At 57.8% G+C, this 17576-nt stretch carries 21 protein-coding genes and 1 tRNA gene; 21 read left to right on the forward strand and 1 reads right to left on the reverse strand.

Annotation, left to right across the window (positions count from 1 at the left end; genetic code table 11):
• Window positions 1-253: 253 nt before the first annotated feature.
• The 6 genes from EN869_RS02970 to EN869_RS02995 all read left to right on the forward strand — a co-directional run bounded on the left by EN869_RS02970 (window position 254) and on the right by EN869_RS02995 (window position 6507).
• Window positions 254-520 carry a sel1 repeat family protein gene (locus tag EN869_RS02970; RefSeq protein ID WP_127228553.1) on the forward strand — a complete coding sequence of 89 codons (267 nt, stop codon included), beginning with the start codon at window positions 254-256 and terminating at the stop codon, window positions 518-520.
• Between the two features lie 370 nt (window positions 521-890).
• Window positions 891-2012, forward strand: coding sequence for an ABC transporter substrate-binding protein (locus EN869_RS02975; RefSeq protein WP_127228552.1), 1122 nt, complete (start codon window positions 891-893; stop codon window positions 2010-2012).
• Between the two features lie 151 nt (window positions 2013-2163).
• Window positions 2164-3330 (forward strand): site-specific integrase, encoded by a 1167-nt coding sequence (locus EN869_RS02980; RefSeq protein ID WP_128334386.1) that lies wholly within the window; start codon window positions 2164-2166, stop codon window positions 3328-3330.
• Between the two features lie 176 nt (window positions 3331-3506).
• Window positions 3507-3680 (forward strand): AlpA family phage regulatory protein, encoded by a 174-nt coding sequence (locus EN869_RS02985; protein ID WP_128334391.1) that lies wholly within the window; start codon window positions 3507-3509, stop codon window positions 3678-3680.
• A 64-nt stretch (window positions 3681-3744) separates the two neighbouring features.
• Entirely contained in the window at window positions 3745-4185 is a 441-nt protein-coding gene (locus tag EN869_RS02990; RefSeq protein WP_128334385.1) for a hypothetical protein, read from the forward strand.
• Window positions 4186-4257: 72 nt separating this feature from the next.
• A complete protein-coding gene (locus EN869_RS02995) occupies window positions 4258-6507 on the forward strand; it encodes an AAA family ATPase (RefSeq protein WP_128334384.1) in 2250 nt (749 codons plus the stop codon).
• Window positions 6508-6693: 186 nt separating this feature from the next.
• Here EN869_RS02995 and EN869_RS03000 read toward each other — a convergent pair whose 3' ends face one another.
• On the reverse strand, window positions 6694-7116 hold the full coding sequence (locus tag EN869_RS03000; protein WP_128334383.1) for a hypothetical protein: 423 nt from the start codon (window positions 7114-7116) through the stop codon (window positions 6694-6696).
• On the opposite strand from EN869_RS03000, the gene EN869_RS03005 reads away from it, so the two are divergent.
• From EN869_RS03005 to EN869_RS03070, 15 genes are all read left to right on the forward strand, one after another.
• Window positions 7116-8120, forward strand: a complete 1005-nt coding sequence (locus EN869_RS03005) for a hypothetical protein (RefSeq protein ID WP_128334382.1) — start codon at window positions 7116-7118, stop codon at window positions 8118-8120. The two genes, EN869_RS03000 and EN869_RS03005, sit on opposite strands and share 1 nt — an antisense overlap.
• 436 nt (window positions 8121-8556) lie before the next feature.
• Window positions 8557-8706, forward strand: a complete 150-nt coding sequence (locus EN869_RS34280; protein ID WP_189384619.1) for a hypothetical protein — start codon at window positions 8557-8559, stop codon at window positions 8704-8706.
• 97 nt (window positions 8707-8803) lie between these two features.
• Window positions 8804-9379, forward strand: a complete 576-nt coding sequence (locus EN869_RS03010) for a hypothetical protein (RefSeq protein ID WP_128334381.1) — start codon at window positions 8804-8806, stop codon at window positions 9377-9379.
• Window positions 9365-9439: transfer RNA gene (locus EN869_RS03015), tRNA-Thr, on the forward strand. Before EN869_RS03010 ends, EN869_RS03015 begins: the two co-directional genes overlap by 15 nt.
• Before the next feature lie 23 nt (window positions 9440-9462).
• Complete coding sequence (locus EN869_RS03020) at window positions 9463-9717, forward strand: hypothetical protein (protein WP_128334380.1); 255 nt, start codon at window positions 9463-9465, stop codon at window positions 9715-9717.
• A 23-nt stretch (window positions 9718-9740) separates the two neighbouring features.
• Window positions 9741-9959, forward strand: coding sequence for a DUF2158 domain-containing protein (locus tag EN869_RS03025; RefSeq protein WP_128334379.1), 219 nt, complete (start codon window positions 9741-9743; stop codon window positions 9957-9959).
• An 80-nt stretch (window positions 9960-10039) separates the two neighbouring features.
• Window positions 10040-10372, forward strand: a complete 333-nt coding sequence (locus tag EN869_RS03030; RefSeq protein WP_128334378.1) for an HNH endonuclease — start codon at window positions 10040-10042, stop codon at window positions 10370-10372.
• A gap of 154 nt (window positions 10373-10526) precedes the next feature.
• Window positions 10527-10991, forward strand: a complete 465-nt coding sequence (locus tag EN869_RS03035; RefSeq protein WP_128334377.1) for a terminase small subunit — start codon at window positions 10527-10529, stop codon at window positions 10989-10991.
• Between the two features lie 12 nt (window positions 10992-11003).
• Entirely contained in the window at window positions 11004-12599 is a 1596-nt protein-coding gene (locus EN869_RS03040; protein WP_128334376.1) for a terminase TerL endonuclease subunit, read from the forward strand.
• A 41-nt stretch (window positions 12600-12640) separates the two neighbouring features.
• Window positions 12641-13879 (forward strand): phage portal protein, encoded by a 1239-nt coding sequence (locus tag EN869_RS03045; RefSeq protein WP_128334375.1) that lies wholly within the window; start codon window positions 12641-12643, stop codon window positions 13877-13879.
• On the forward strand, window positions 13876-14598 hold the full coding sequence (locus EN869_RS03050; protein WP_128334374.1) for an HK97 family phage prohead protease: 723 nt from the start codon (window positions 13876-13878) through the stop codon (window positions 14596-14598). The genes EN869_RS03045 and EN869_RS03050 overlap by 4 nt, the downstream gene beginning before the upstream one ends.
• Before the next feature lie 27 nt (window positions 14599-14625).
• Complete coding sequence (locus EN869_RS03055) at window positions 14626-15909, forward strand: phage major capsid protein (protein WP_128334373.1); 1284 nt, start codon at window positions 14626-14628, stop codon at window positions 15907-15909.
• A gap of 65 nt (window positions 15910-15974) precedes the next feature.
• Window positions 15975-16409, forward strand: a complete 435-nt coding sequence (locus tag EN869_RS03060; RefSeq protein ID WP_128334372.1) for a hypothetical protein — start codon at window positions 15975-15977, stop codon at window positions 16407-16409.
• Window positions 16409-16636: a hypothetical protein gene (locus EN869_RS03065; RefSeq protein ID WP_128334371.1), complete on the forward strand. Its 228-nt coding sequence runs from the start codon at window positions 16409-16411 to the stop codon at window positions 16634-16636. Before EN869_RS03060 ends, EN869_RS03065 begins: the two co-directional genes overlap by 1 nt.
• 6 nt (window positions 16637-16642) lie before the next feature.
• Entirely contained in the window at window positions 16643-17230 is a 588-nt protein-coding gene (locus EN869_RS03070) for a head-tail connector protein (RefSeq protein ID WP_128334370.1), read from the forward strand.
• The last annotated feature ends 346 nt before the right edge of the window (window positions 17231-17576 follow it).

Consider the following 17576-nt stretch of genomic DNA (forward strand, 5'->3'; position numbering starts at 1 on the left):
TAGCGAAGTCTTGATTCCGCTCCCGTCAATTTTCATCGAATTTGACGCAAAATGGCTGAAACGCTGGATTCCCATGCTTAATGAATTTCCGCGTTTACGTCTTGTTTTAGCTTTGTTTTCCTCAAATTAAGCAAGCCATTTAACGACGGATTCAAGCCCAGCCGTCATTCTCGAAAGCATCGAAAGAGCGGCCCGCCCCGAGGGACACCAAGGGAAAAGGAGGCAGCTCTCGGGAGCCAGACAGGGGATTGAAATGGCACGTTTTGAAATGCTTGAAGACGGCTTCGGCGCCATGGGGGCAACTGCCCAGGCCGACATTCTTTTCGAACTGGGCATGATGTATGCGACCGGCCGTGATTGCGACACCGACGTCGTCGCCGCCCACAAATGGTTCAACATCGCCGCAATCAAGGGCTCGACCCGCGCCGCCGAGCTGCGCTCGGAGCTGTCGGCCACTATGTCGAAGATCGAGATCGCCAAGGCGCTGCGCGAAGCGCGCGAATGGATGACGATGCACTGATCGTCCCGGCCTCAGGCCTGGAAGTCCACAGAGGATAAGGTCGCGACAAGACGGCCGGTTTCCAAGAGCAAGAACGCAACGGGCCAAACCGGGCCAAGTTGCGCGAAATAACAGGGAAGCGAGCGGGTTTTCAGGCGCGGGGGCGTCTGGGGAGCTCGACTGCAAAAGCCGTGACCGACCGAAACAAGGTCGGCGCGGCTTTTTGCATTACGCTTGGTAATCACGCGCTTGGCCCAAGAAATCCTCGCCGGAATGAACCAAAACCGGCCTCGCTGTCCTCTCGACAGTTTCGGCGAAGGGTGAAATTGTCCCGGCTCTGTGGAAGAGGCGCGGCCAAGCCGCCGCGCATAAGTGGAGGAGTTCTATAGCCATGAAAAAATTGGGTATTTTGAGCGCGGCCGCATTTGGCCTGATGATGAGCGCACCGGTTGCCTTCGCCGACGACATCACCATTTCGGTGGTTGGCCCGATGACCGGTCAGCTCGCCACCATCGGTGACCAGTTCAAGCAGGGCGCGCAGGCCGCTGCCGCCGCCATCAACGCGGCCGGCGGTGTCAACGGCTCCCAGATCAAGCTCGACATCGAGGACGACCAGTGCGATCCGAAGCAGGCGGTTTCGGTCGCCAACCGCATCGTCGCCAACGGCGTCAAGTTCGTCGACGGCCATGCCTGCTCGGGTTCCAGCATTCCGGCCTCGGCCGTCTATGCCGAAGCCGGCACGCTGATGATGAGCCCGGCCTCGTCCAACCCGGTGCTGACCGACGCCGCCGCCAAGTCCGGCTGGCCGACCATCATGCGCCTCTACACGCGTGACGACGCCCAGGGCGCCTTCATCGGCCCGTGGATCGCCAAGAAATACGCCGGCAAGAATGTCGTCGTGCTGCACGACAAGAGCGCCTACGGCCAGGGCGTGGCCGATGCGGTGAAGGCGACGATGAATGCCGGCGGCCTCAAGGAAGTCGACTACGAAGGCATCAATGCCGGCGAAAAGGACTATTCGGCCCTCGTCACCAAGCTGAAGGAGCTCAAGGCCGACGTCGTCTATTTCGGCGGCTATCACCCGGAGGCGGGCTTGATCCTGCGCCAGGCGGCCGAGCAGAACGTCAAGTTCCAGCTGATCATGCCGGACTCGATCGCCTCGCCGGAATTCTGGCAGGTCGCCGGCCCGGCCGGTGAAGGCACCATGTTCGTCTTCCCGTCGGACCCGCAGTCGAAGCCCGAAGCCAAGGACGCTGTGGCCAAGATCAAGGCCGGCGGCTTCACGCCGGAAGGCTTCACGCTGTTCTCCTACGCCGTGATCCAGGCCGTCGCCGAAGGCGTCAAGCGCGCCGGCACCGACGATCCGGCCAAGGTCGCCGAGGCGCTCAAGAATGGCAAGCCGATCAGCACCGTCGTCGGCGACGTCATCTTCGACGAGAAGGGCGACCTGAAGAACGCCAGCTATGACATCAACCAGTGGCATGACGGCAAATACGCGCCGATCCAGCCGTAATTCGGTTCTGCAATCGAGGAAATGGCCGGGCTCGTCCCGGCCAAGCGGACGTTTTTGACGAAAACTCGGCAAAAATCGCTTGTTTCTTGCCACAATAGCCGTATTTACGCAGATATCGTTATGATAACGGTTGTGGCAAAGAGCATCCAAAGTGGCAAGAAACAAGCTATCCGAGAGCAAACTTAAAGGCCTCACCGATCCCGGTCTATATGGTGACGGCGACGGCTTGTGGATTCGCGTCCAAAAAGGCGGATCGAAAAATTGGCTATTTATATACCGGCGCGGCGTCAAGCGTGAGGAGCTTGGTCTCGGCGGCTACGGACGTGGTACGGCACCAGTCAGCCTGGCGTTGGCACGGGAGAAGGCGGAAACAATACGGCAGCAACTAGCCCGCGGCGAGGATCCTCGGGCTGCCCGCACTCACAAACCGAAAACCTTCATCCAAGTCGCCAATGCGCTAATCGACGCAAAGCGTCCTGAATGGACAGGAGGAAAGACCGCTCGTGAGTGGGAGGTGAGCCTCCGAGAGCAGGCCACACATCTCCACAACATGCCGGTTGGCGAAATCGTTTTGGGCGACGTCAAGGAATGCCTGCTGGCGCTGTGGACGACGCAGCCAGAAACCGCCAGTAGGCTGCGTGCTCGCGTGGAGAGCGTCTTTGACTACGCAAGCGCCCATGGCTGGCGCACGGCTGGCAATCCGGCGCGTTGGACCGGCCTGCTGGACAAGGTGCTTCCACGGCCTGCCGCATCCGGAAAGCATCACGCGGCCCTGCCCTACAAACAAATTCCGGCGCTGATGAAGGCGCTGCGCGAGGCCAACACTGCCGCCGCTCGCGTTGTAGAACTTATCGCACTAACCGCTGTCCGCGCGGGCGAGGCTCGCGGTGCGGTTTGGGACGAGTTCGACCTTGCCGAACGAACATGGACGATTCCGAAGGCTCGCATGAAGGCAAAGCGCGATCATGTTATCCCGCTGAGCGAGCGCGCCATGACGATTCTGCAGACACAGAAGCAAGTTGCCACGAATCAATTCGTGTTCGCGAGCCGCAAGGCCGAGACCCATATTTCCGAAATGATCGTCGTCAAGGCAATGCGCGAGGCATCGCCAGGCAAAGCGGCCACCTTACATGGGCTGCGAAGCTCGTTTCGCGATTGGTGCGGTGACTGTACTGACCATCCGCGCGAGGTCGCCGAGGCGGCCCTGGCGCACGTCATCAAGGACAAGACCGAGGCCGCCTACCGCCGCGGGACGGCGCTGGATAAACGGCGCGAGATGATGACGGACTGGGCAGAGTACTGCGCAAAAGCGCAATAGACCGCATTTTCCATATTGACTTTAATATGGTAAAGCGGTAGCTGTCACGATTGCGTAAACGCTTTGCGCAAATAATAATCAAGCAGTCAATCTTTATAATCCTATTTCGAATTCCGTGTCAACCCAATCAGGAGAAAAAAGTGCACCCTGCCGCGAATGACAACGCACCGCGATTAATGGCGCCGAAGGATGCGGCCATCGCCACGAGCCTTTCCCGTCCGCTTCTGACGCTTATGGCGGAAGCTGGAGAATTTCCAAAGCCTGTGCGTCTTGGTGAAAGGCGCATCGCATATGTCCGATCCGAGGTCGAGGCGTGGATCGATCAGCGCATCGCAGCCCGCGCAGCCTAAGTACCAAACCATCACCCAAATCCCAGAACAGCCACACACCCGCACCCTGCGGGAGGAGAACACCTTGCAAAAGCCCACCTTCAATTTCGCCGCCCACCGTGTGCGGGGTGTCGATGTCAGTTCGCATCGCCTGGACGGCGTTTTTTTCTTTCGTGTTGCCGTCTCGTCCATTCGAGACCCAGAAACTGTCACCACACTGAATTTTATCACTGACCTAGGCGGCCAGGGTCGGCGCTACGCGAGCTTTGCACGGGCGCTGGGCGTGCACATGGTATTGGACATTGACGCGTTTCCAGGGCGCGTTTTTGCGATGAAAAATAACGGCATTTCCCCGGACGATTTCGCCTCATTGGAATTTGCATCGGCCTGCCTCGACGCGGATCGCAAGGCATTCGCTGCAGCCAGTGCATACGCCGCCGAGCAAGCTGAGGGAGAGGAGGCAGACGCCGCGATGGATATGTACCTTCGCACAGGCATCGAAGCATTCTCACCCCGCGCAGCATAGGGCCGACGAAGATGGGCGACGGAGGCAATCTGTCGCCCACACGCAGTGCTATAGGCATACTGGAGTGACTGAATGAATGAGCAACCCGCCGCACTTGACCTAGCGCTGCATTATCAAAGCCTCGGAATCCCGATTTTTCCATGCCGACCCGCCGACGAGGATTCATTCGACCCTTCGACCGGGGAGATAACGACAAGGCCCGAGAAGTCGCCGCTTACTCACGATGGCCTGAAGGGCGCCACGAAGAATGATCACATTATCCGAACCTGGTTCGGCGAGCGCTACCCGAATGCCCTGATCGGCGTGCCGACCGGCGAGAAACTTGGCGCTTGGGTGTTAGATGTTGACGTTAAACACCTCCCTGACGGGACGATCGTAAATGGCTTCGAGACGCTGAGGGCGCTCGAGGAAATCCACGGCGAATTGCCTGTAACGGCCATGGTGTCCACTGCCAACGGCGGTAGGCATTATTTTTGGAAACACGTTGAAGGCGTCCGCAACCGTGGCGGGCTGGGCGCGGCTCTCGATTGCCGGGGCGACGGCGGCTACGTCATCGGGCCGGGTAGCGTCATGGCGGACGGTCGCAGCTATGAATGGGTTGACCACGATGGCGAGGGGTTACCCGAGTTCGCTAACGCTCCGGAATGGCTCTTGTCCTTGGTCCTTCCCAAGCCATTCGAGAAGTCGTCCGCTGAGTGGTCAGGCCGGCTGGTAGCGGCAGGCGACAACCCCGCTTGGGTTGCGGCCGCGGTAAACGACGAGCTCGAAATGCTAGCCCGAAAGCAAGCGCCTGGTCGCGGCGAACTAGTGAACCGGACAGCCTTCAAACTCGGCCAATTTATAGCGGGCGGAGCTCTCGATCGCGGACAGGCTGAGGCTGACCTATATAGCGCTGCTGTCGCCAATGGCGTCTTGGCCAAAGACGGCGAAAAGGAAATCCGCGCGAAGATCCGGCGCGGTATCGAGGCTGGTTTGCGCCTTCCTCGCCAGGTGCCGGAACGCAGCGCTGATAGCAACTTACCTAACCCTGTGGGCGTGGCACGGTTGGTAGCGAACCACGCTGCGAAGCAGCGGGCCGAAGAACCTTTGTCCGAAAATGGCGCACAAACTTTGGACAGCATACATAAAACGGAGATATCCGACGCGACACCGGAAAAGCGGATCCTCGTTGCATCGCCGTTTGTCTATCGCGACCCGTCGCTCATTCCGCGGCGCGAATTCCTGTACGGGCGTCACTATGTCCGCAAATACCTGACGGCCACATTCGGCGCCGGCGGTGGCGGCAAATCGGCGCTTGCCGTAAGTGAAGCCTTGAGCATGTGCACCGGCCGACCGCTACTTGGCGGTGCACCGCAGGCACCGCTCCGGGTTTGGTACATCAACGCCGAGGATGACCCAGTCGAAATCGAGCGACGCTTTGCCGGTGCAATCAAGCACTACAACATTCGGCCCGACCAGATTGGCGAGAGGCTGTTTACCGACAGTGGGCGCCAGCAAAGCTTCGTCGTCATGACTGAGGACGGCAAGAAAACGCGAGTTTGCGTCCCAACCGTCGACGCCTTCAAGGAAGAGGTTCGCCGCAACCGGATTGACGTTGCGATCGTGGACCCGTTCGTCTCGACGCATGAAGTGGAGGAAAACGACAATAGCAAGATTCAGCGCGTCGCAACTCAATGGGTACTGATAGCAGAGCAAGCCGGTTGCGCGATTGAACTGATACACCATGTCACAAAGAACAACATGGAAATTACAGCAGACAGTGGGCGCGGCGCCGGCGCACTGAAGGACAAGTGCCGATCGGTGCGCACCATCAACCAGATGACAGACGCAGAGGCCACTGAGGCTGCCGTGCCGCAGCATGACAGGATGGGCTATTTCCGCGTTGATTTCGGAAAGGCCAACCTGGCAAAACGCACCGGCAAGTCCGACTGGCGCCGTTTCCAGTCGGTAAAGCTAGGCAATGGCAAAGGCAACCTGGCGTTCATCAACGGTGACGAAATCGGCGTTGTTGTCCCGTGGGACTGGCCGTCAAGCGAGAAGATTGCTGAGGGTTTGTCACCGGAACAACTGAGGAGCCTTAAGGTGACGCTCGACAGCGGAAGCTACAAGGCTGCGCCGAATTCTCGGGAGTGGGCCGGGCTTGCCGTGGCTTATGTCATGGGCGCCGACGCAAGCGACAAAGCTAACCGCAAGCAAGCCGGCGCAATTTTGAAAGCGCTTCTTAAGGAGGGCGTCCTTGAGCAGGTCAACGAAAAAGACCCAGTCACCCGCATGTCCGCCACCTTTGTTCGGAGCGCCGCTGACGTTGCAGATGCAGCCTAGCGATACAACCTGCGCATATGCCCACAACCTGTGATACTGCAAAAGTAAGTGCAAAAGTAGCGCAAAAGTGGCGCAAAAGTAAAATCCGCAAAACAGTGCAAAAGTGCAAAAGTGCCTATAGGACTTTTGCACACTTTTGCAGCGCCAAAGTGAACCACTTCGAGCTTTTGCACTTTTGCAAGTAATTTAGCGAATTCTCATACAACCTGCTAAGCGATCGGGGCCGCCACCGGCCATCGCGTATTTCTTTTTCGCGGTTCCCTTACCGACATCGCCTAGGTCCTTTTTTATGTAGTGGGACCAATGCAATGCCAATCGTACATTTTCGGGGACACAGAAATGCAGACCAAACGGTGCGCAAGAACAGAAAGCCAAAGCCAGGTCCAGACATGGAGCCACTCGCAACTGCGGGTGACGAAAAACCAGGCCGACTTTCTCCGGCGAGGCTTTTCGCAACACTGGTCGGCCGCCCTGACTGATCGCACTCGGCGCAGCCTCGAACAACGCAAAATGTTGTCGTGGCAACCAATCGGTGACGGCACTTTCAAATTGGCGGCCAACCTCAAAGGCAAAGCAGCACTCGATCATTTTTACGGCAGGAGCAGACATTGAAAAAAGGATCTTTGGCCGATCAGCTTTCAGCGCTGCTGGCTTATCGCAACCGTACCGACATCGATGCACCAGTTGAGACTGCCCGCACCAACTGGACGATCGTTCCCGCCAACGACAACGCCAATCCAGAGGAAATCGCAAACACGCACGTGGAGAGGCGATTGGCGATCAGACCAACGATCTCAAAGATTTTGCGCGAGTCCGCGGAAGTCGACTGTCGTCCAGTTCCAGTCGCTGACGTGAGCAAGGCCAAGGGAAAGCATGAGTGCGAGCTATACCCGTGTGGCCGCGATGTGGAGTACGGTTTCGCTACAGACGATAACGGAAAGCGGCATCGGGTCGTGGTCCGCATCGGAAGGCTGCGCTTCAGCGACGGTACGCAAACCGAGAAAGGTTTTGCAAAAGGGCTGGACGGCAAGTTGGTCATCAAAGATTTAGAAATGCCCGTTGGCGCCATGCTGCGCACGGAGGAACAGCAAGAGCGCATGCTCGGCGGTAATGGCGTCAGCAACGCCTACATTGAGCAGAGCAATCTGTATTTCGCCCAAATGCTCGGCGCAATCGAACCACGGTACGTCAAGGGAACCGGGCGCCGCTACGGGCGCTCGTATTCGGCCGCGGAAGCCCGCACAATGCTTGCGGAGGCCTACGCTAACACGCCAGTGCTGCCGCCTGTGAAGCGCTATCGGAAGGGCTTGCCATGCGGCAGCCAGCGAGTAGCCGAAAGCTTCCTTGGCATGCAGAAGGGCAAGCAAGGCGAAAGCGGGTCGGTGGCCTGGCAGGACGTATCTGCGCATATCGCAAACCGAGAGGTCTGGGAGGCGACAATAGCCATGCTTTCTGACGCGGATACCAAGGTGTTGGATGGGGCGCTTACAGCCAGGAGTCTGGCCGATCTTGGCGATGGCGGTCATAGGCGCACGCGTGAAAGGCAAGGGCGCCGTAAGCTGCAGGCGGCGAATGATAATTTGGTTGCCGCACTTAAAAAATCCGCTGCCTAGTGCCGCTTTTTCCGATCCTGTGGTGTGGACAAGTGAAGGGATGTTTTTGACATCCCCACACCTTCCGCATGCAACATAGCATCGGGCGCTTGGTCATGCGGCAGTTCGGTGCCGCCTCTGAACCGGGCGTAACTATTGCAGCACCACGCTGGCGTAATAGCTCTGTGGATAGCCAAAGGCCCACCGTATGGGAGCCGGCTGCAACGACTACGGCACGGGCGATGGGCCAATGGTAAGTTACCCATGCGTGTCGTCCCATCGCCACTCCGCGCGTCCTCCTCCCGCAGCGTTGTGGCGTTTCTGCCTCGCTCCTGTTGCTGGTCGCCTAGCGTCTGGCCGTGGTTGAGCGAGGCACCAATTCAGTTTCTGCGGTCGTATCGACGCACCGCCGAATAGAATCAACCAAGCGTCGATTATTCCTTGGAGTTAGAACCCAATGAGCGAAACGAAGAAGTATGTCGAAGGCATGATTGCAAAGGCTGGCAAGTCGGAGAAGTCGGAGGATGCGATGCGCTTCTCCCAAGCCGCCTGTAATGCTGCTAATGCCATGGCGACGCTTGATCACATACCGCGCAAAAGCGCCTAAAAGCGCAATCTAATACCCGTGGGCGACGCCCCGATAGGTTGGCACCGGACCAGCGCGTTGCGCGAAGCGTGGTGCAAGTTTTATTGGAGCGCATATTTTGATTATGAAGACCTGCAAGGCTTGCTTGGAGGAAAAGCCGTTGGAGCTTTTCTGCAAAGATAGCAAGACAAAATCAGGATACGGTTCTCGCTGCCAATCGTGCGAGAATGAACGCAAAGCGAGATATAGACGCGAAAATCCAGATAAGTTTCTTGGCGCCGTTTACGCGTGGAGGATGAATAATAAGGATATGCATCTTCAGCAAATGAAGAGGGCAAATCAAAAGAGGACAAGCACCGCAAAGGGACGTCTTGAGCACAACATAAGGCGGGCTGTTAACGGTACAATATCAAGGGATATGAAAGGCGGGAAAAGGGTTTTTGACCTGCTTGATTACACCATTGATGAACTTAAAGACCATCTGGAAGCAAAGTTTGCGGATGGAATGAATTGGAATAACTATGGCGAGTGGCATGTGGATCATAAGATTCCGCTAGCCGCTTTTGACTATGAAACGCCAAATGACGTCGACTTTAAGCGCGCATGGTCTCTATCAAATCTTCAGCCGCTGTGGGCGATAGATAATATAAAGAAGGGCGCCATGATAAGCGCCCATTTTGCCGCTGTAGCGTAACGGTAACGCGGACGCGTTGTAAGCGACCAGATATGGGTTCAAATCCTGTCGGCGGCTCCAGCTTGACTAAAGAGGAGAATACAATGGCCGACATGGTCGCAAAAGTTCGCATCACCAATATCACCGGTTGCCCAACCGCCGGCCCTGCAACGCAGGAATCGCTGACGTTCCACTTCCCATCCAAGGACGGCGCTTACCCGGACGACGGCAGCGACGAGGATCAACAGTTCGCGCGGTTTAGTCCAATGGGCGCGCTGTCACTGACGATCGCCAATCCCGCTCTTCTCGGCAAGTTCAAGGTTGGCGACACGTTCTACCTCGACTTCACCAAGATCTAAGCCGTCACATTAGGAGGATACACATGAACGCATCTAGCCCTTGGTTTAATGCTACGCCCATCCCCGAGACCGATGACGCATTCGAGGTTGGCGATATCGTCAACCTTATCGTTGGTGGCCCAGACATGGTTGTTACCGGTGTCTGCGATGAGTGCGGCGACATAACGGTGCACTGGATCAAGATCGACGGCGACGTGATGAGCGACGTGTTTCCAGAGGAAGCGCTAGCCTATGCTGCCTGATCGGATCGGGAGGCTCCTCGACAAGGTTCGGCAGTGGTTTGATGACTGGGTGATGCGTGCGTGGGTTTGGTATCACCTCAATGCCTACGACGCACGACGCATTGCGGCGCGATAGCCGATCGGCTGAGGCCACCGAATACAGGAAGCTTTATTCAACGGCCAGATGGAAACGCCTTCGTGAGGTCAAGCTCGCACAGCAGCCGCTGTGCGAGTGGTGCCTAGAGCAGGAGATAGTTGAGCCGGCGACCGAGGTGCACCACGCAGACGGCGGTCACAAAGGCGACGTCGTTAAGTTCTTTGCCGGTCCATTCGTTTCAACCTGCAAGCCGTGCCATTCGAGCCGCGGGCAGATGGAGGACCACGGCAAGACCGTGGTCACCTACGGCGTCGATGGCTATCCCATTGAGCGATGATGTACAAAACATCAATATTGATGTGCTAGACATCAATCATGATGCATCAGACATCACTGGCAGGGGGTATGCGCGCCTTTGGGGCGATTCTGCCGCCTACCGGCGTGCCCCGCTAGCGTTAGTGCTAATACAGGTTTTTCCATAGGGTAGTGGCATGGCGAAGCGCAAAGCGCGAATTGATAGCGCGGCTGAGGCTGTGCGCGTTATGGGCAAGGCTGCTTCGAAGGTAAAGCCGCCTGCAAACGTTCCGCTAGACGCGGAAGACATGCCATTTTTCTACAACGTGATCGCCGAGTACGCAAGGTCGGAGTGGTCGGCGCACCAGCTTGAAATTGCAGCGATGCTGGCCAGGACAATGGCCGACCTGACGCGCGAACAAAAGCTCCTGCGCGACGAAGGTGGCGTGGCGCACTCCGAGAAGGGCACGCCGGTAGCCAACCCGCGCAAGTCGATCGTACAAATGCACGCGAGCTCGATCCTGTCGTTCCGTAGATCGCTGTCGCTTCACGCGCGCGCGCAAGCGGGCGAGGCTAGAGACGTCGCCAAGCGGCGCGCAGCCACGAAGGAAATCGAGGGCAACAACCCTCTAGAGGACGATCTTCTGGCGCGGCCAGAATAGCATCGAAAGCGCATGGCCAAGAATCCAAAGAAGGGCAAAGCGCTAACGCGCGGCGAGCGGGTTATTGCCTTCATTCAGCGATTCTGCCTCGTGCCAGAGGGAACGCTACTCGGCAAGCCGGTCAACCTGCTTCCGTTCCAGCGCAAGTTCATTCTGGACGTCTACGACAATCCGCACGGCACGTCTCGCGCCTACCTGTCAATCGCCAGAAAGAACGGCAAAACTGGCTTGATTGCCTGCCTTCTCCTGGCACATATCGTGGGGCCTGAGGCTTACCAGAACGGTCGCATTGTTTCCGGCGCACGGTCGCGCAAACAGGCGGCTGAAGTTTTCAACTACGCTGCAAAAATGATCATAATGTCGCCCGAGCTTTCGAAGCTCGCGCGCATCGTTCCGTCCAGCAAGATGATTGTAGGACTGGCGCGGAACGTCGAATACCAAGCTAGTTCGGCAGAGGCGAAGAGCGCGCACGGCGGCTCGCCAATCTTGGCAATTCTGGACGAAGTTGGTCAGATCAAAGGGCCGACCGACGATTTCGTTGAGGCGATTGAAACGTCGCAGGGTGCCTACGAAGGCCGCGCGATGTTGTTTGCGATTTCGACGCAGGCGGCAACGGACAACGACCTTTTCAGCCGATGGATTGACGACGCGGCGACGTCGAAGGATCCGCGAATTGTCTCGCACATCTACACGGCGCCGGCGGACTGCGAACTTACGGATCGTGAAGCGTGGGCCGCGGCCAATCCCGCGTTGGGCGTGTTCCGCTCAGTCAAGGATGTCGAGGACTTTTCGCTCCTCGCGTCCCGCATGCCGACGAAGGAAGCTAGCTTTCGTTGGCTATTCCTGAATCAGCGCATTGATGCCTCTGCGCCGTTTGTGACGCCAGCTATTTGGCGCGCATGCGATTCTCCGGTTGTTGACGACTTCAAAGGCTTGCCGGTGTTTGGCGGGCTGGACTTGTCGGAAGTGTCGGACTTGACGGCGCTGGTGCTGATGGCTCCACATGACGGCATTTGGCACGTGAAGCCGACATTTTGGCTGCCGAGCGATAGCCTGCGTGAGCGCGCCAAGGCCGATCGAGTGCCGTACGACGTTTGGCAGGGCGAGTTTCTCGAGGCGACGCCAGGCCCTACCGTCGACTATGAGTTCGTGGCTGCGCATCTCCGCGACCTGTTCGATGCACTGGACGTCCGCAAGATTGCCTTCGACCGCTGGAACTGGCGGCACCTAAAGCCTTGGCTCTTGGCTGCTGGCTTTGCGGAAGAGCATCTTGAGGGCGACAACGCGGTTTTTGAACCGTTCGGCCAGGGCTATGCGTCGATGTCGCCGGCCTTGCGCGATCTTGAGAGCATTTTGCTCAACAGGAAGATGGCACACGGCGGGCATCCGGTTCTGACAATGTGCATGATGAATGCGACTGTGCGCCCGGATCCTTCCGGCAATAGAAAACTCGACAAACAGAAGTCTCGAGGCCGCATTGACGGCGCTGTGGCGCTCGCGATGGCGACCGCCATGGCTGGCACGCACGTCGAAGCCGATAGCGGTCCGTCGTTCTGGGAGACTTTGGATCCTAACGTCGACTACGCGGCCGAACCGCCACCAATCTAAGCCGATACCGCGGCGATTTTCTTAGAAGCGAGAATTGCCGCATGGGCATTTGGGCTAGGCTTTTCGGTCGAGAGGCCAAGAAGGTGTCATATTCTGAGGAATTTGATACCTGGTTTGCGAGCAGAGTTTCCAAAGCCGGCACTACGGTAAATTGGGACACTGCTTTAGACGTTACGACCGTGCTTGCGTGCGTCCGTGCGGTATCTGACGGTATCGCGCAGGTGCCGTTGCACGTTATGCGCCAGACAAATGACGGCAACGGTAGCGTTGCAGCGCCTGATCATCCGCTTTACCAGGTACTTTTCCGTAAGCCGAACGACTGGCAGACAAGTTTTGGCATGCGTGAGACGATGATTTTTCATCTCATGCTGACCGGCAATGCTTTTTTCTTCAAGATCCTAGTCCGCGGCAAGGTAAAAGGGCTTATCCCCCTTGAGCCGGGAAACGTCTCGATCGTCAGAAATGGCGATTACTCGCTGACTTACACGATTACGGGCGCGAACGGTCAGACAATGACCGTTCCGCAACAGCTTGTGTGGCATGTTCGCGGCCCGTCGTGGAATACGTGGCTCGGAATGGATGCCACAAAGCGTGCCCGTGAGGCGATTGGCCTTGCGATGGCGACCGAGAGCACGCAGGGCGAACTTCACGCCAACGGCATGCAAATGTCGGGAGTTCTCTCCAGCGATCAGAAGATTGATCCAGAGAAATACAAGCAGCTTCAGGCGTGGATTGCCGCACAAGTAGGCGGAGCCAACAAGCACAAGCCGCTCGTCATCGATTCCGGCCTTGAGTGGTCGCCGCGGTCAATGACCGGCGTCGATGCGCAGCATCTTGAGACGCGAAAGTTCCAAATCGAAGAGATTTGCCGCGCGTTCAAGGTGTTTCCGCAGATGGTCGGATACTCTGACAAAACGGCGACGTTCGCGAGCGCCGAAGCGTTCTTCGATGCGCACATAAAGCATACGCTTTTGCCGTGGTGCGAGAGAATTGAGGCGTCCATCGACTGCGATTTGCTCGGCGACGACACCCAGGAAGGCTACTGCGCCAAATTCGACCTGTGGGCGCTCGAGCGCGGAGCAACAAAGGACCGCTCTGAGTACTTCACTAAGGCCCTTGGTGCTGGCGGAACGCCAGCATGGATGACGCAAGACGAAGTGCGCGCCAAGGAGGGATTAAACCCCAAGGGCGGTGATGCGGCAAACCTGCCGAAGCCAACCAATGTGGCGCCCGTAGGTGGCGACAATGGCGGGAAGCCGACGAAGGACAACAATCAATGATGATTGAACACATGGCTGTGTCGCTAGGCGAGGTTAAACTCGATGGCGCCGATGGCGATATGACTTTTTCCGGCTACGGAGCGGTGTTTGGCAATGTCGACTCTTACGGCGACGTGATTGCTAAGGGCGCGTTCAAAAAGACGCTTGCCGACGCAAAAAAGAGCAGCGTTTGGCCTGCGATGCTGTCGCAGCACGGCGGCATGTTTGGCGAGGACGCAACTCCTATAGGCGTCTGGACTGAGATGCGCGAGGACGACATCGGCCTCTACGTCGAAGGCAAGCTTGCCAACACGGAAAGGGGCAAGGAGGCATACCAACTCCTCAAGATGACGCCGCGGCCAGCTTATAGCGGCCTGTCGATCGGCTTTCGCGCCACCGAATGGACGATGCGCAGCAAGCCGGAAGAACCGCGCCGCACGCTGACCGCTGTCGACTTGCTAGAGGTTAGCCTGGTGACATTCCCGGCCAACAGCAAGGCGCGCGTTATGAGCGTCAAGAATGAATTCAACCCGCGAGCTATCGAAGACGGTCTGCGAGAGGCAGGCTTGTCGCGGGCCGACAGTGTGAGGGCTGTTGCGGTCTTCAAAAGCATGCTGCTTCGCGACGAAGTAGAGCCGAATTCGGATCATCGGGACGATGAAGCCGCGGCCGAAGTGCGGACAGAGAGGGCGCTGAGCGACCTCGCCGCAAAACTCCGCGCGATGGCTAAGGCCGTCTAGCTAAATATCCCGAAAAGGAATGCAAACATGACCAAACCCGCTGCAGAGCAGGTGATGGAGGCTTTTGAGGAATTCAAGGCCGCCAACGACAATATCCAGGCTGAGATCAAGAAGCTTGGAACGGCCGACGTCGTTCTGACCGACAAACTGGACCGCATTAACGCCGCCCTCGACAAGTTCGAAGGCGAAAACCAGAAGGCGACCGCCGCTCTTCTGGAGGCCAAGAAGGCAGCCGACAACGAAAAGAAGCACGTTGACGAGATCGAAGAGAAGCTCGCCAAACTTGAGCTTCGTGGTGGTGCCTCGGTCGACAAGGTCGCTGAGATGAAGAAGCGCCACGAGTCGTGGGCGCGCGGCGTTGTGTTCGCTCACACGCAGGGTGTTTCCTTGACCGCCGAGCAGCAGAAGCTGTTCAGGGAGGTGGAGGCCGAATACAAGGCGCTGTCGGTCGGTAACGATACGACCGGCGGCTATCTGGCCCCGATGGAGTACGTTCGCGAGATCATCAAGAGTGTGACGGAAATCAGCCCGGTTCGCTCGCTGGTCCGTGTGCGCTCGACCGCTGCCAAAGCCATCCAGATCCCGAAGCGCACTGGTCAGTTCTCCGCCGTATGGGTTGCGGAGCAGGGTGGCCGATCTGAAACGGACGGCCTGCGCTATGGCATGTGGGAAATCCCGACCCATGAGATGTATGCCCTGATCGATATCAGTGAGCAGAACCTCGAGGATTCGGCGTTCAGCATGGAAGCCGAAATCAGCTCCGAAGCGACCGAGCAGTTTGCGGTTGCTGAGGGCGCCGCGGTTGTTTCGGGCAGCAGCATTGGCAAGCCGGAAGGCTGGATGACCGCTGCGGGCGTTGCTGAAACCAACTCTGGTACCGCCGCGACGATCGCTGATGCTGATGGCCAGGCCAACGGCCTGCTGTCGCTCAAGTTTGGCGTCAAGACCGCTTACACCCGCAACGCGACATGGGCTCTGAACCGCAATACGCTCGGCTCAGTTCGCCGCTTGAAGGATGGTCAGAAAAACTACATCTGGATGCCTGGTATTGCGCTCGGAAAGCCGAACACCATCGACGGCGACCCTTACGTTGAGGTGCCGGACATGCCGTCCGAAGGCGCGGGCCTTTACCCGGTTGCCTATGGCGACTTCTCCAAGGCGTACACGCTGGTTGACCGTATCCAGATGTCGATGCTCCGCGACCCGTACACGCAGGCAACTGGCGGCAACGTCCGCTTCATCTTCCGCAAGCGTATTGGCGGCCAGGTCACTCTGGCGGAAGCCATCCGCAAGCTGAAGTGCTCGGTCTAACCTTGGCCATTGGCGGGCGGTCCTTTGTGGCCGCCCATCCCCATTCTGAAAAGGAGTATGCCTAAATGGCTACGAAAGACCTTCACAATAACATTGCGCCGAAGCGTGGCATTTCGCCCGTCGCGGCTGCGCAGACTGACAACACTGCGATTGTTTCGCAGATCGTCGACACCGCTGGCTACGGTTCGGTTGAGTTTCTTATCCTGACCGGTTCGCTCGCTGATGCTGACGCTACCTTCACAGTTCTGGTTGAAGACGGCGACGCGGCCAACCTTTCCGACGCTGCGGCTGTTGCCGATACTTCCCTGCTCGGCACAGAGGCCCTTGCCAGCTTCACTTTCGCTGACGACGACAAGGTGTTCAAGATCGGGTATGTCGGCAGCAAGCGGTACGTCCGCGTGACGATCACTCCGGCCAACAATACCGGCAACGCGTGTGTCGCTGGCGTTTGGCTGCTTGGCAATGCGCGCAGCAAGCCTTCGGCTAATCCGCCCGCGTAATGGCATATAAAGTGGTTCGGCCGTTCGCCTATGGGGCGGACGGCATCCACGCCGTTGATCTGGTTATCGGCGACGAGCGTGAGGATTTTGGCTCGTCCACTGCTGGGCTTGTCCTCGAAAAGTACATCGAATTGGTAGACGGCGATGCTGTTGAGCGATGGCATGAAGGCGACGCTAACGTGGCAACTCCGGAAGATATCCCCGAGCCGCGCAGGCGCAGGAAGTAGGAATGAATGGCGCTTAAGCTGATCACTGATGCTTCGGGGCCACTCGTCACGGCTGCCGAGATAAAGCGGCACATTCGAGCAGTCGACTTCAGCGATGACGACGACTATTTGCAGGCGCTGGCTGGCGTTGCCGCAAACCATGTTGACGGCCCTGAGCCTGCTTGGCTTGGCAGAAGCTTGGCTGAGCGGCAATGGCAACTCATTTTAGATGGATTCCCGGCCGACAAGTGCAGCCGCATTGCTCTGCCGTTGCCGCCTCTGCGTTCCGTCGACACGGTTGAGTATGTCGACATAGACGGAACCGCGCAGACCATCGCTGACTTCCGAGAATTTGGTGTCCAATCGACCAATTCTACGGGTTTTTTGCTTCCTGCATTCGGTTCGACATGGCCCGACACGCGAAGCGAACCTGAAGCGGTGAAAATCACGTTCACGGCAGGTTTTGCAAGCGTTCCGCCCGCGGTCAAGCACGCGATTCTGCTGCTTGTTGGCCAATGGTATGAAAACCGAGAAAATGCGTCAGAGATCGCGCTGACCGAGATACCAAATGGCGTTTCTGCGCTGCTAACGCCGCTGAAAATTTGGCCGAGCTGACGGCTGGGGACAATAATGGCAACTCAAATTCTCTCGACCGCCTCTACGGCGGCCGACTCGAACGATGTAACCGTTGTTGCGGGTACACCTCTCGCAGTAAATCTCAAGGGCGTAACGGACGGCAACGCACTTGTTATTATCAAGCTGAAGGACGACGCGAGCGACTATAACGTTGTGGGCTCGCTGACATCGACCGCGCCATCTACGCTTATTTCCGCTCCTGGCACATATCGATTCTCTCGCGTATCTGGCAGCGCTTGTGGGGTGTTCAGTGCCTAGGTTTGGTAGCTCGCCCTTTACATCGTTGTTTAGCCGCCCGCTTGAGAAGCTTTTGGCTGGAACAAGT

This window comes from Mesorhizobium sp. M2D.F.Ca.ET.226.01.1.1 (assembly GCF_004022705.2).
Taxonomy (GTDB): Bacteria; Pseudomonadota; Alphaproteobacteria; order Rhizobiales; family Rhizobiaceae; genus Mesorhizobium.

Coding starts and splice junctions, on each gene's coding strand:
- EN869_RS02970 (WP_127228553.1), top strand. CDS start 254: ATGGCACGTTTTGAAATGCTTGAAGACGGCTTCGGCGCCATGGGGGCA.
- EN869_RS02975 (WP_127228552.1), top strand. CDS start 891: ATGAAAAAATTGGGTATTTTGAGCGCGGCCGCATTTGGCCTGATGATG.
- EN869_RS02985 (WP_128334391.1), top strand. CDS start 3,507: ATGGCGCCGAAGGATGCGGCCATCGCCACGAGCCTTTCCCGTCCGCTT.
- EN869_RS02995 (WP_128334384.1), top strand. CDS start 4,258: ATGAATGAGCAACCCGCCGCACTTGACCTAGCGCTGCATTATCAAAGC.
- EN869_RS03000 (WP_128334383.1), bottom strand. CDS start 7,116: ATGTCTGCTCCTGCCGTAAAAATGATCGAGTGCTGCTTTGCCTTTGAG.
- EN869_RS34280 (WP_189384619.1), top strand. CDS start 8,557: ATGAGCGAAACGAAGAAGTATGTCGAAGGCATGATTGCAAAGGCTGGC.
- EN869_RS03020 (WP_128334380.1), top strand. CDS start 9,463: ATGGCCGACATGGTCGCAAAAGTTCGCATCACCAATATCACCGGTTGC.
- EN869_RS03025 (WP_128334379.1), top strand. CDS start 9,741: ATGAACGCATCTAGCCCTTGGTTTAATGCTACGCCCATCCCCGAGACC.
- EN869_RS03030 (WP_128334378.1), top strand. CDS start 10,040: ATGCCTACGACGCACGACGCATTGCGGCGCGATAGCCGATCGGCTGAG.
- EN869_RS03035 (WP_128334377.1), top strand. CDS start 10,527: ATGGCGAAGCGCAAAGCGCGAATTGATAGCGCGGCTGAGGCTGTGCGC.
- EN869_RS03040 (WP_128334376.1), top strand. CDS start 11,004: ATGGCCAAGAATCCAAAGAAGGGCAAAGCGCTAACGCGCGGCGAGCGG.
- EN869_RS03045 (WP_128334375.1), top strand. CDS start 12,641: ATGGGCATTTGGGCTAGGCTTTTCGGTCGAGAGGCCAAGAAGGTGTCA.
- EN869_RS03050 (WP_128334374.1), top strand. CDS start 13,876: ATGATGATTGAACACATGGCTGTGTCGCTAGGCGAGGTTAAACTCGAT.
- EN869_RS03055 (WP_128334373.1), top strand. CDS start 14,626: ATGACCAAACCCGCTGCAGAGCAGGTGATGGAGGCTTTTGAGGAATTC.
- EN869_RS03060 (WP_128334372.1), top strand. CDS start 15,975: ATGGCTACGAAAGACCTTCACAATAACATTGCGCCGAAGCGTGGCATT.
- EN869_RS03065 (WP_128334371.1), top strand. CDS start 16,409: ATGGCATATAAAGTGGTTCGGCCGTTCGCCTATGGGGCGGACGGCATC.
- EN869_RS03070 (WP_128334370.1), top strand. CDS start 16,643: ATGGCGCTTAAGCTGATCACTGATGCTTCGGGGCCACTCGTCACGGCT.